Source organism: Streptomyces sp. NPDC056734 (assembly GCF_042790455.1).
Lineage (GTDB): Bacteria > Actinomycetota > Actinomycetes > Streptomycetales > Streptomycetaceae > Streptomyces.
Window position 1 is genome coordinate 150,294 of sequence record NZ_JBHTZD010000005.1, and the last position, 13,030, is coordinate 163,323.

Consider the following 13,030-nt stretch of genomic DNA (forward strand, 5'->3'; position numbering starts at 1 on the left):
TCATGCTTGATCAGCCCCTCCGCTTGCCAGGGAACGCCATTCAGTAATGAGTTCCTGCACGTCCTCAGCTGCGCTCTTTGCAGTCGAGGAACTCGCCCGCATCTCAGCACCCTTCAGGGCCTCATCTAGCCACTCGTCAGCGACACAAAGCAGGTTCCGAATCACTTCGATGGAAGCCCCTCGGTCCTGGGCGGCCGTGCGGATACGTGCAATCCCCCGCGACGCCTCGGGGCGATCGTCGTCGAAGCACCTGCCCAGGTCATCCTCCAGAGCGGAGACCGTGGACCAGTCCGCAGCACCTGCCTGCTGAAGGAGAGCGTCGAGTTCACCTGCTCGTTGGGCGGACAGCGACAGACTGACCTCTCTTGCTCTATCAACGGCAGTTCTGATGCTGGCCAGAGTATGGTTCCCCGGGGTGCTGCGGGGTTGCCGCATTCTGATGTCGCCCAGCCAGTCCTTGAGCAACGTGACTTGCCCTTCGATCAGCGCGGACCATGATGCGAATGGTTTGACTGCGGGCTTCACCCACTCGGGGACGCTGCCCGCTGGCGCTTCCCACGTCCAGGTGGCTGTTGCCTTCTCCAGCAGAGGAAGTGCCCGGGCTGCATCGATCATGCCCACGGCTCCCCTGCTGCCCTGCGAAATGCCGATTCCGGTACGGATACGTTTCACCAGGGCGCTGCGCGCCGACAGGTGCTGGCTGAAGGCCGCGGTCCACCGGTCAGGCCTCGACATGACGCCGGTACCTTTCCAAGCGTCGCCGTCGTCTACCGCTGCCGCTAGGAGTTCCTCGATGCTCATCTCTGGCCAGCAGCGGCCAGCAAGAACTGCTCCCAGTACCGATGCCCGTAGGCCGAGGACAAGGTCGTCGTCCGTGACCTCCAAATTGCTTTGAACTCGGGATGCCAGCGCACCGGCGTGCCGCTCTGCGAGGGTCGCGAGCCTGCGGATGTCCTCACCGCGCACCTGGTCCAGCCCGTTCTGCACACGGATCAAGCTCTGGAAGAACCTGCTGTTCGTCGCACTCCGCTTGAACTGAATCGGCGCGCTATCAGCACCTGTGATGCCTGCAACCGCAGAGCCTTCAATGCTTACGACGGTGGCTTTGTTCGGCCAGCCCTTCTCCTTCACGTTGCTCTGCGCCTGCATGAGCGGTGCGTTCCAACGGTACCGCTCGGCTACTGCCGTGGCGATGACTGTGCGGATGGCTCGGGCGTGGTCCTGCTTGAGGTCGTCGCCGCGGGTCACCCACTCCTCGATGTTCTGAAGGCTCCGCTGAACGGACTGGGGATAGGTCTTGTCTTCCGTCTTGGCAGTGCCTGGCGTGGCGGTGTGCTGGGGGGAAGGTTCAGCCTCGCGTCGCGGCTGCTGCTGAGGGGCTTGGACTCCGGTAGCCATGGGGTTGAGGGCGAAGGCCTCCAACACCGTGGGATCGATTTCGATGCCCTGAGCACCCGCGTCGGCCCAGAACTCAAGGATCACCTGTCGCCGTGGGCCGGCCACCCGATCATTTTTGTCGATGAACGATCGCACGGCTGTATCGAGCGTGGGGTCGATGTCAGCCGTAGGGAAGCTTTCAGAGAGGGCCTCATCGGGAAACTCCCCGCGACGCAGTGAACCAGCGTGCTCGATGAGAACTGGCCGTACCACACTCCCCAGTACAGTTCGGGGAACGAACCTCCATGGTTCATCCTTCGAAGCGGTGGAGTGGACCATTCGAGTCAGAGCTGAGCGGTTGAAGGGGTAGAGCCCATATCCATCCGCTGATGCTCCGAACGCGTCGTGGCAACGGGGCTGCAGGGAGCATGTGTCACATGCGTTCGGGGGGTCGCCACCGCCTACCTGTTCCAGTTGATCCTTGCCGATGCGAGCTGCGTTGAGGTAGCGGCCAACGAATGCAGCGATGGCGTCTTCACCGGTGTCTTCTTCACTGAACGGAACATCGAGGTCATACGCGTAGCCCAGGTTTGCTTGTACACGGGTGAGCGCGGTCTCTGGCAAGTCACGGAAGTAACCAGTCGTGACCGCCATGAGGGTGCGGATGGGGGCAAGTCGTGTGGACCCCTCACGGTGGGCGGCTTCGACGACGGCGTCCAGCAGGTCCTTCTGCACACCCTGAATGAGGGCAAAGTCTTCGATGAGGAGAATGATCTCTTTGCCCTGTCGGTGGTACTCCTCACGGACAAGGGTCATGGCCTCTAGCAAGCGGCCCATACCTAGGTTGAAGCTGCGATTGATCGCAGTCTCCAGGTGCTCGTTCAGGAGGTCGATCGCGATCTCCTGGAGTTCGGCCTTGGAGCTGAGAACCTGCACCCACTTCTTGGCGAGCGCCGAAGCCTTGCTGACGTTCGTGATGTCTAGCGGGAGATCATCAACTGTGAACTTCGGAGGCCGATCTTTATCTCCCTTTGTACGGTCTCGCAGGAGGTAAGTGGCCAGTTGTGGAACGAACTTCTCGGGCTGAAGCATGAACTCACTGACGTGCGGATCGTCGAGGAGTGCCCCGAGTCCATGAGGGCCGTAGAGTTGTCGCGCTGGCCCCGAGACGCCGCTGCCGGTCTCGGCTACGAGGGTCTCGTTAAGGGAATGGATCAGTCGCCGGGCGAGCACTGCTGCGTCAATGTCAGCGGTGAATTTGTCGATCTCGGCCTTGAGTTGCTTCAGTTCGTCACTGTCCGCCTTGGCGATCAGGCTTTGGACCACTGCCTTCAGGCTTGTCCTGTGCTTCTCAAGGTAGATGACCTCGCGATCACGAGGCCTGTCGTCGACCAATTCGAGGTGCTCACGGACCCATCTGACGAGGTGAGACTTCCCTGACCCCGACTCGCCCACGATTGGCATGAGCAGGGCGCCGCTGCTGGACTGGTGATTCAGGAAGTCGTGAAGGACCTTCCGCTCGTCAACCGTCTGTCCCTCAAGCACGAGTTGCCGGCCGTCGAGCCGTGCGCGTTGGATGCGCAACGGTGCATGAGTGGCCCGAAAGACGGCAGGGGAAGGGGAGATCGCCTCCACGCTGATGGTGTTGGCGGCTGTTGTGGGATCCCAGCAGACCTTTCCGCGAAAGTCAGGCACTCGGGGCCTCCTGGATCGTGATGTCGCTTACGTAGCGCGGACTCGACGGCTGCTCTGGATCGGTCACCTGCAACACCAATGCGGCATCGGAATCGAGTTCTAGGCGCAGCCAGCCCTCGTCGTTACCGCGGAGCAATGCAAAGGAGAGGGCAGGGCTCGCCACGCGGTCACCGGGGTTGGGGAGGTGGAGTGTCAGGGAGTATTGGCCGCCGGCGAGCACCGGCAAACGCTCGCGCACGCTTCGGACGGCTGTCACGGCATTAGCCTGTTGGCCCGGCTCCCACAGGGACTGCATGACATGTCTGACTGCGGCGGTGCAGTCAGGGACCAGTCGACTGCCGGGTCCGCCGGATAGAAGTGGCCGTGCTGCGAGCCCTAGCGCGGAGGCCCAGTCGCAGAAGGGTCGCCATCGTTCGGCGTTTACGACTGCCGGTCCCGCCTCGGGCTTGAGCGGGGTTTCCTTCATGAGGTCCTGGGCCTGGTCCCAGTCCACGGCAGGGCGCATGGGATCTAGCGTGAGGAGCCAGGCCAGGGCACGCGTGAGGTCTCGGGATTCCCTCTGCTCATCGTTGTCCCCCAAACCACTGTTGCGCTCAGGTGCGAAGACCGCAGTGCGCAGCGCAGCCGCGAAGGCGTTCCAATCTCGGCCGTCGAGTTGCTCAGCGGGTCCCATGAGCGTCAGCTCACCGGTGGATTCGTCGACGTGGAGTAGCCCGAGTTCCTTCAGCGTCTTGACAGCCTTGTTGAACATCTCCGACGCGTCCTTGTCACCGGACGCGAGGGTCGGTGGACTCAGCAGAGCGCGTGCGCCGTCGAGTGTTACCGGCCCCTTCGAGTGGGCGAGTAGACGGACGACTGCCCACATGGGGTCGGGGCGCGAAGCGTCCACGTTGATCAGGGCCATCAGAACGACTCCAACGCGGTCTGTACGGAGAAACTTTGAGGATGAAGGGCGACGAAGGCCAGGCCAGGGCGAGTCGGATCAGGCGTGCTTCGCGGATGGATCAAGTAGGTCACGTCTGGTGAGTCCAGTCGCGACCTGAGCACCCGATCCATTGGTAACGGATCACCGTCCAGTACCCAGATGACGGGGCCTTCGTAGAAGCGGAGTAGATCGGCGTCGATGTCGTAGATGATCGGGCGCGGTGCCACATCCTCCTGAAGAGCTTCAGCTAGAGATGGAGTGACCCCTGGCCCGCCAATCACATTCATGCCACGCAGGGCCAGCATCTCCAGCAGTCGAGGCACCTTGACCTGGCGGTCGGTCTCGTTCCTCCACCACAAACTGAGGCAGGACGCGCTGCCTCGCATGCTTCGGAGTGGATCGTGGCTGGTTCGACTGGGGGCTGGAACCAGCGGATGAGGGTCTCCGGCCAGCTTGTAGAAGCCGTTCTCCTGGGGAAGCCCGGTTGTTCTGCAACTGGGGCAGCCGCGGCAATTCACGCCCGTCAGCAGTGGAGCACCGCCTTGCTGGACGCGGTAGTAGGTGCTGAGAACCTCGCCTGTGCATCGATCACCGCCTAGCAGGGTGCGGAGATCGGCTAGGGCGTGTCGCTGCGCGGTGATTGATCGCCGGCGCTCTGCTTCGAACCGAGTCCGGAAGTGCTCCTCGTCATTGGTCTGAGTGTCTTCGAGCGTGACGTCCACATGTGTGGAAGCCACCGCGTAGAAGAGGTCGAGGCGTTCCTGGAACGCTGCGCGTGGTTCGCCATCGTGTCGCTGTGGCGGTTCAGGAACGTGGAGACCGAGGAGCCCGGCGCGCAGCATGAGGTTCAAGGTGCGGATGTTCCAGTCACGGTTGGCCTCTGAGGTGTCGTGGACGTTGTCCGGGATGGAGTCAAGGTTGACAAGGTAGTGACGCTGACGTGCGTATGTTTTGTCCCTGAGCGTCCACATCCACCGCCATCTGGACCAGGCTTTGTCTGCACCAATGATTGCTTGCCGATTGATGCCCTCGGCGACGGGCTCATCCCGGGGGGCGGATGCTAGGTAGGCCACGGACGGACGCCCGTCCCGGCCTGTGCGCCCTACCTCCTGGTAGTAGCGGTCGACGGTTTCGGGCAGGCAGGCGTGCACCACACTGCGGACGTCGGGTAGGTCTACACCCAGGCCGAAGGCTGAGGTCCCTACGACGATGTCGTATCGGGTAGGGATAGGGCCCGAAGCGGAACGGCCGCTCCAGCCTTCCATCGCGCTCCGGCGTTCGTCAGGGCTCGAATAGCCAGCGACGTCAGCTACTCGTGCAAAGCCGGCTGCGCGTAGGCGGTCGAGCCACGCCTTGGCGTCTTTTCGTTCTGTCACGTACAGAGCTAGTGGTTTCGGAAGACGATCGATGGCGCGAAGGATCGCCTCGGTGCGCTGCTCCTCATCGGTGAAGGCTTCGATGTAGTAGCTGGGTTCGTGGCGCACCTGAGCGCCCCAAACGATCTCGGCTCGTTGGGGGGCTGCGAACAGTTTCTCGAGGGTGGCTACCTGCTGTTCGGTGAGTGTGGCGCTCATGCAGACCGTCACAGGTGCACGTCCGGGTGGTGCTGCGCTCAGCCAGGTCCGACGGTGGACGGACATGGTTTGGAAATCAGGTCGAAATCCTTCGCCCCATTGCTCGACGAGGTGGGCCTCATCGATGACGAAGTAATGAAGGTGGCCTGCCTCAGCGGCATCTTCCAGCGCAGACTTAAGTCCAGAAACGAGCGATTCAGGGTTCGTGAAGACTAGCCGCTGTTTACCGGTCCGGATATCTTCTCGCATTTGTTGCTTGAGGTTCTCGTCGAGGCCGCCGATGTAGGCGTAGCGGCCGGAGGGACTTCGCCGTCCGCGGCTGTTCAGCAACTCCTGGGCACGACGTTCCATGTCCAACGCGAGCACGACAGTCGGCACTACGACCAAGGCGACGCCGGTACGGTTACTTGCAAGTAGAGCCGGAGCCTGTACGAGGGCGGTCTTGCCATGGCCAGTGGGCAAACAAGCGATGACAGTACTGCCAGGCTCTGCGAGTGCCACGGCGCGCGCAGCTTGCCGCTGCCCGATCGACTTGTACTGGGCGTAACCGCTGCCGAGACTACGGACCCAAAAGGGGTCAGCTGGACACGGCTCCAACTCGAGGTGTGTTTGTAGGCTTTCCCCGAGGTGGATCTGCTCCAAGTCGTACGTGGCTGCTTCGTCAGCCTTCTGATCTTTCCTGCCAGGATGCCACGGCCGGGCTGTGACCAAGACGCGACGGCCGTCCGGGAGCGCATGGCAGTGCATCTGTTCCCAATGTTCTCGCGTGGGAAGCGGTGCGCCAGAGGGAACAGAGAAACCAAAGGCGTTTCCGCTGGCCTGAGCTTCCAGAAGGATCTGCCGTGTCAATGCTGCCGCGTCACGCCACGAGGCCGACTGTTCAGCCAGTCCGTCTAGGGCATCCTTGAGCCGTCGCAATGTGCCGCTGCATTCCGGCTCTTCCGGCGTCGGGATAATGAACGGCCAGGTGTCAAAGAGTTGCTGTGCTCCAATCCAACTGTCACGCACTTACCTGTGCCCCCTTTCGCTCAACACGGAGAACGCAGGTTGCAGACATGAGTCGTACGCTTGGCTGCGTGAGGCCGTCGATGAGCAAGCCGACGGTCTTCACGTCTGCCAGTTGGCTTTCGTCCTCACGCAGGAGGCGACCGGCAGCCCTGCGTGCCTCTGCCTGCACCCGAGTCACGGCGAGTCGCCGGCGACCTCGCGTCTGGGCCTCGGCGCAGAGTGCCTTCAGGTCAGTGACGCGGAAGAGTTCGTCGCGTGCGACCTTCTCGGCGGTCTCAGCAGCATGGCGGAACTCCGACCAGCCGCCGAAGGCGTCAATGAGAACACGAATCCGCTGGCCACTCAGGTTTTGGCACTCTTTGCCGTAGGACTCGTTCAGCCAGTTGAGCGTCGAGGCCAGCGTAAGCGCCTCGGTGCTTCCAGCCCGCACCCACACCCTCCGCGTGAACGGCGGAAGGAGGAGATCAGCCTGGCGCTGCAACGCCCTTTTCACCTCGTGGCGGTTGGGCATCGCCTCTGCCGCCGCAGAGACGTCGGCCTCAACCAGGAAGTCGAAGCCGAAGTAGGGCTCCGGGTCACCCGTGTGACTGCGGTCCTCGCGCTGGTAGGCAGTGGCCTGGCCACGTTCGTCGATACTGCTCAACGCGGCGAGCGCGTCGATGAAGGGGTTGCCTATGCGGAACAACCTTGTACCGGGATCACGCAGGGCCCTGGACCGGTTGAACGTCCCCTGGGCCAGAGCAGGATTCAGCGGCCCGGTCTGCGCCATATAGAGCCGAGGCGGCACCTGCGGTAGTGACCCTACGAGGTCGAAGACGCTCTTGCCTGCTGTGCGCTCGTAGTGGCGGATGTTGATACCGCCAGATCCTGCGCTCGTGTACCGGAAGACGCCGTGCTGGATCTGTTTCCACTCCAGTTCTAGCCCCCTGAGCATCTTGACCATGCCGTCTCGGCCATCGACATCGAGGTGGATGGCTTCGAGCATGTCCATCTTCTCGATCTGTTGGCGGGCTTCCCGGAGTTGGTCTTGAACTCGTTGCAGGGAGGACGCGAGCCCGGACGGGCCATCTCGTAGGGCGTCGCTCCAGACGGCGTCGCGGCCTTCTGCGATGGCATCCTGCAGTGTCGACACTGACTTCGAGAAGACGTCGTAGCCGTCACACAACAGGTTCAGCCACGCCGTACCAAGGGCTTCGTCCTCGGCGCTTGCGCTAACCACGTACTGGCTGGCTTCATCGAGTTGGCCGCCGGACTCGCCACTGGGATAGCGATCAACCCGTCCGATCCGCTGTTCGAGCTGGTTGGGGTCCCACGGCAGGCGCATGTGAACGACGGCATTCGCGATCTGAAGGTTCAGCCCGTCTTCGGCAGTGTGGTCGGCGACAAGGACGGAGGTTCCTGGCGCTGTACGCCACTTCGTCACTGCGTCCTCGGAAGCCGCCGCTCCGGATTGTGCGGTGTGCTCCACCACGCAGGCGTTACGCGACAACCGCCGCAGGCGCGCCGCAAGGTGGTGCGCCAGGAGGCCTGGGCCGCAGAAGACGACGATGCGTCCACCGCGATTCAGGGTTGGGACGAGGGCGTTGACCGTCGTCTTCAACGGCTGGTCGCCCTCTGCCTCGTCGAGATACCTCTCCAACTCGCGGAGTGCTTCCACCTCTGCAGGGATGAGAGTGGGCGCGGTGAGCATGATCTGCTCCTGGACACTGAGCCCGGCTCGTTTCGCTGCCTCGGCATCTCCCCGGACCCGCCAGCGCAGCGCGTCGACGAAGTCGTCGAAGGGCCCGCCCGTCCTTGACATGAGTACACCAAGGATGCGGGCGTACGCGGTGGTCTGATCTTCAAGCCCGGCATCGAGCAGGGAACTTGAGACGCCAATGCGCCACTCTGTAAGGGCGGTTTCGACCGCGTCAGAGGTGGACGGCAGGGTGATGACGTCCGAGAGCTTTCGCCCGCGGACAGCGTAGGGTTCGCCTTCTTCGGAATCGTCCTCCGGCTTCTCCACCTGGTCGCGCCGGTGCCGGATCACCCGGCGGTGGAGGCGGTACGTCTCGCTGATGTGGCCCCGCATCTCCTCCACACGTAGGGCGAGTTCATCGGGTTCTACGCCATTGCGGATGTCATCGTCCTCAGTGAGACATTCGACGACCCGATTTGCGAGTTGCTCAAATCGGGGGTCATTGGGCAGGATCCGCCGAATGTCGTCGAGCGTGGACCTCAGTAGAAAGGTGAAGGTGGCATCCAGGGCGTAGACACCGTCGGCCAACTCGGCCCGTAGGGCGTAGCGGTGCTCGAAAGCATCGCGGTCGTCCCAGCTGTAGAGGTCGCGGTCGAGCAGGTGCAGCAGGCCGAGGTGAGTGGTGTAGTGCGAAGTCACGGGGGTCGCGGACAGGAGCAGAAGCTTCGGTGCGGAGTGAGCCAGGGCGGCTAGTTCCCGGTAGGGCGAGAGGCCCTCGTCGGCGTTCTGCACCAGTGCATGGGCTTCGTCCACGACGACAAGTGCACTGTCGTGGTACGCGGACCACTTCTCCGGAGTCTCGTGGGACGTGATCACAATCCGGGCTGATGGAAAGTCGTCGACGAAGAACTTGTTGCGGAGCTCCTTGTCCCACTGGCGCCGCAGTGGCTCGGGGGCAACGACCGCTACTCGTGCCTGCGGATCGTCCAGGAGGGTCTGCCGGATGACGAACCCAGCCTCGATGGTCTTCCCGAGCCCTACTTCATCTGCGATGAGGTATCGCTGCACTGGATCAGTGAGCACCATCATTGCCGCGCGGATCTGGTGTGGAAAGACCTCGGCAGCCGAGGACAGCAGCGAGGCCATGTTGGCGCAAGCAGCCCTTTGGGCAACGAGGTCACGCAGGAAGGGAAGCCGAGCATCGCGGAAGAACCCCGACTCGCTACCACCGCTCGTAAGGACTTGGAGGGGGCTGTGAACGGGGCGGTCCCAGCGCACGCGGAGATCGCGCTCGCTCGCACGCTCGTTCCACTTCTTGTTGGGGACCTGGATGAAGTATTCCGGGAGATACTCCCCCCTGACCCGTCCAGCGAGCCAATCTCCGGTGCTCGGTTCGCACCAGTAGACCCGCGTTTCAGCTTCGAGCTTGGCCCGCCAGCAGCTCTTCGCCGATACACGCTGAGAGTGGACGACCTCCTCGGCTACTGATTCGAAGAAGTCGACGCGCAGCATCTCGCCGTCGATGGCGCCAACCCGGCCGATACCCGGAGCCCCCGTGAACTCGACGAGGTGTCCAACCGCGAAGCCCGAAGACATCCTTCTGCTCGCCCCCCACCTGCTGACTTAGCAACTGGCACGAGCTTAAGCGCATCCACTGACAACACAGTCGACAGAATAGTTCGCAAATTCGCATGTATTTTCGATACCGGATGGTAGGTACCCCCACAGCGCCCCCCTTCGATCTCCCCAAACCTGCCCAATCTCGGCAAAATGGATCTATCGGATTGGTTCGCTGAGTCGCGCGATACGGCTGAAACAGCCTCTTGCTCAGAGGCGGCACCGTCGCTTCGGAATTGAGCGGCAGCAGCGAACATCGAGCGACAGCCACGGGATGCCCATCGCTTGACCTGCGAGTGCACGCTCAAGGGGCACTCGATGGTGCGCCGGGACGTGGCCGACTCATGCTGCGCTGCTCGACATATGCCGCTGGCAGTGAACTCAATCCCGGCCAGAGTCTCCGGCGTCGGGGGCGGTGTCGATGTCAGTGGCCTGAGTTGTACTGTCTGGGCGTTCGCCTCGCCGTCCGTCCGCGGCGTGGTATCGGCGCAGCAACCACATCTCCGAAACAGAAAGAAGAACGTGAACGTCCCCGCCCCTGCCGGTATCGCGACCCTCGTCGCCTACGTCGCCACCATCCCGGCGGCCAACCTCGCCGTCACTCACTTCGGAGCCATCCCCGTTGGCTTCGACTACGCCGCCCCCGCCGGGGTCTACATGGTCGGTCTCGCCCTGGTCCTTCGTGACCTTGCGCGTGAATCTGCCGGCCGCGGCGCGGTGCTCGCGGCCATAGCCGTCGGCACCGTTCTGTCGTATTTCCTCGCTGACCCCGCACTCGCTGCCGCTTCGGCCGCCGCCTTCGCCGTCGCTGAGACCATGGACTTCGCCGTCTACGAGCCTCTCCGGAAGCGCGGGTTGGTCATCGCAATGCTCGCCTCGAACGCAGTTGGCCTGCTCGTGGACAGCCTCCTCTTCCTCAAGCTGGCCTTCGGATCGTTCGAGTACCTGCCCGGGCAGATCCTCGGCAAGTCATGGATGACCCTCGCCGCGCTCGCCGTTCTGGCCCTACGCCGACGTCGTAAGCACGTGACCGTGTGAGCTGCCCTTCTCCCCGTTACTAGCGCGAGCCAGGATGCGCTGCACCTGCGTCCTTCGCCTGGGATGAGACACCCGGCTTCCTGAAGCATTCGGATGCCGGTCGGGACTGCTGCAGGGTTGGGTGACATCTTGACCTGCCCCACCATTTGGGCTCCAGCCTCGGTGACTAACCTCGCGCTTTCATGAGGCATGCTGTCCGGCAGATGATCAGGCAAACAGAAAGCGCATCTGACCAGCGAGAATGAGGATTGCTGAGTGAACCGCCCCGGGTTCGGTGGAGATCTCAGTTGGTGGTCGTGACCTGGGGTTTCGTGGTTGTCAGGTAGTAGCTGGTCTCGTACTCGACAGGCGGGACGTGGCCTGTCTCACCGTGCAGTCGGCGGTGGCGGTACCAGTCGACCCACTCGGCGGCTGCCAGCTCGACCTGGGAGAGCCCCTTCCAGGGCCGCCGCGGCTTGACCAACCCGGTTTTGAACAGGCCGATCGTGCTCTCCATCAGGGCGTTGTCGTACGCGTCGCCGACGGAGCCGATCGATGGCGCGATGCCGGCCGTGTCCAGATGTTCAGCCGGCTTGAAACTGGTGTACTGACTGCCCGCGTCGCTGTGATGTATCAACTCGCCTCGAACATAGGGGCGTTCATCGCGGTCGCGCTGCCACAGCGCCATCTCCAGAGTGTCCAGGACGAGCTGGGTCTCCTTCGACGTCGCGGCGGACCAGCCGACGATGCGGCGGGAGAAGGTGTCCACGACGAAGGCGACGTAGACCACCCCGGCCCAGGTCGCCACGTGCGTGAAATCCGCGACCCGGCAGCGGTTCGGCGCCGTGGCGACGAAGTCGCGGTCCACCCGGTCCGGTGCCCTCTCGGCCTGCTGGTCCGGGACCGTGGTGATGGCCTTCTTGCCGCGGACGGCGCCGGCGATGCCCGGCTCGCGCATCAGCCGCTCGACGGTGCAGCGGGCCACCGCGTGACCCTGCCGGTTCAGCTCCCGCCAGATCTTCCTCGCCCCGCAGACACGGTAGTTGTCGGTGTGGACCTGCCGGATCAGCTCCTTGAGCTCCGTGTCCCGTACGGTACGGGCGGACGGGGCGTCCAGGCGCTTCTTGTGGGCGTAGTAGGCAGAAGGGGCGATCTTGCAGTCGTGCTCGGTGAGCGTCCTGCAGATCGGCTCGACGCCGCCGAAGCGGTCCCGGTGCTCGTCGATGAAGGCTACGAGCGTGTGTGTGGCCGGTCGAGCCCGGCCGCGAAGAAACCCGCCGCCGCCTTCAGGATCTCGTTCGCCCGCTTCAGCTCTGCGTTCTCCTTCTTCAACGCCTTGAGCTGGGCGGACTCCTCCGTCGTCGTCCCCGGCCGCGAACCCGCGTCGATCTCGTGCTGCTTCACCCAGTTCCGCAGCGTCTCGCGGGAACCGATGTCCAGCTTCTCAGCGACGGACTGCAGGGCGGCCGTCTCGGTCGGATGATCGCCGCGGACCTCAGCGAACATGCGCACCGCGCGACGGCGCAGCTCAAGCGGGTAGCGGGAAGGTCGTGCCATGACTCAACCCTTACATGAAATTGAGCCTCTACTTCACCCGGGGCGGTTCACCTGAGGAGCATCGAGTCCTTCCTCCGCACACGGCACCTCTGGAAGCCAGAGCGCTACACGATCGGCACCATCCCCGAGACACCTGACCCGTACAGGGCGACGACCAGACCGAACGAGAGCGACGTCACCACACCGCCGCCGGAATCTCCGAGAACGTAGACGGCGAATCGGGGCGAACGAAGCCACACAACCGCGCCGTGGGACCACCAGCACTCCGGTCCCGCGGCCGCTTCGGCATGTCCGCGTACCCATCGCACGCTCCACTCGACGCATCCACGGCACCGCCCGGGGCTTCCCGAAGCGGCATCCGTGCCGAACCAAGCCTCAAAACCAAGAAATCCCGTCCAGCTCTGTGAGCTGGACGGGATCTCGTGATCCGTTGACGAGCTGACTCTCGTGAACGGCTTGCGGTGGACCTGTGGGGATTTGAACCCCAGACCCCCTCGATGCGAACGAGGTGCGCTACCAGACTGCGCCACAGGCCCTTGCAACGAGTGAAACCTTAGCACCCCGATCGGCGTGCCCGGAAAT

General features: G+C 63.3%; 6 protein-coding genes and 1 tRNA gene. 1 reads left to right on the top strand and 6 read right to left on the bottom strand.

Annotation, left to right across the window (positions count from 1 at the left end; genetic code table 11):
- The 4 genes from dpdH to dpdE are packed head-to-tail and all read right to left on the bottom strand — an operon-like array spanning window position 1 to window position 9,853.
- Complete coding sequence (dpdH, locus tag ACFRFC_RS09120) at window positions 1–3,072, bottom strand: protein DpdH (protein ID WP_382689818.1); 3,072 nt, start codon at window positions 3,070–3,072, stop codon at window positions 1–3.
- The gene (dpdG, locus tag ACFRFC_RS09125) at window positions 3,065–3,976 is read right to left on the bottom strand and encodes a protein DpdG (protein WP_382689820.1); all 912 of its coding nucleotides are present in this window, start codon (window positions 3,974–3,976) and stop codon (window positions 3,065–3,067) included. The genes dpdH and dpdG overlap by 8 nt, the downstream gene beginning before the upstream one ends.
- The gene (gene dpdF, locus ACFRFC_RS09130) at window positions 3,976–6,579 is read right to left on the bottom strand and encodes a protein DpdF (RefSeq protein ID WP_382689823.1); all 2,604 of its coding nucleotides are present in this window, start codon (window positions 6,577–6,579) and stop codon (window positions 3,976–3,978) included. Before dpdF ends, dpdG begins: the two co-directional genes overlap by 1 nt.
- Window positions 6,572–9,853: a protein DpdE gene (gene dpdE, locus ACFRFC_RS09135; RefSeq protein ID WP_382689825.1), complete on the bottom strand. Its 3,282-nt coding sequence runs from the start codon at window positions 9,851–9,853 to the stop codon at window positions 6,572–6,574. The genes dpdF and dpdE overlap by 8 nt, the downstream gene beginning before the upstream one ends.
- A 384-nt stretch (window positions 9,854–10,237) precedes the next feature.
- On the opposite strand from dpdE, the gene ACFRFC_RS09140 reads away from it, so the two are divergent.
- Window positions 10,238–10,912, top strand: a complete 675-nt coding sequence (locus tag ACFRFC_RS09140) for a VUT family protein (RefSeq protein ID WP_383112600.1) — start codon at window positions 10,238–10,240, stop codon at window positions 10,910–10,912.
- Window positions 10,913–11,195: 283 nt separating this feature from the next.
- Here the strand turns inward: ACFRFC_RS09140 and ACFRFC_RS09145 are convergent.
- A protein-coding gene (locus ACFRFC_RS09145) for an IS3 family transposase (protein WP_382689829.1) occupies window positions 11,196–12,448 on the bottom strand; the annotation gives its coding sequence in 2 pieces (ribosomal slippage) (window positions 11,196–12,166 and window positions 12,166–12,448; 1,254 coding nt in all).
- A gap of 462 nt (window positions 12,449–12,910) precedes the next feature.
- A tRNA-Ala gene (locus ACFRFC_RS09150) sits at window positions 12,911–12,984 on the bottom strand.
- Between the last annotated feature and the right edge of the window lie 46 nt (window positions 12,985–13,030).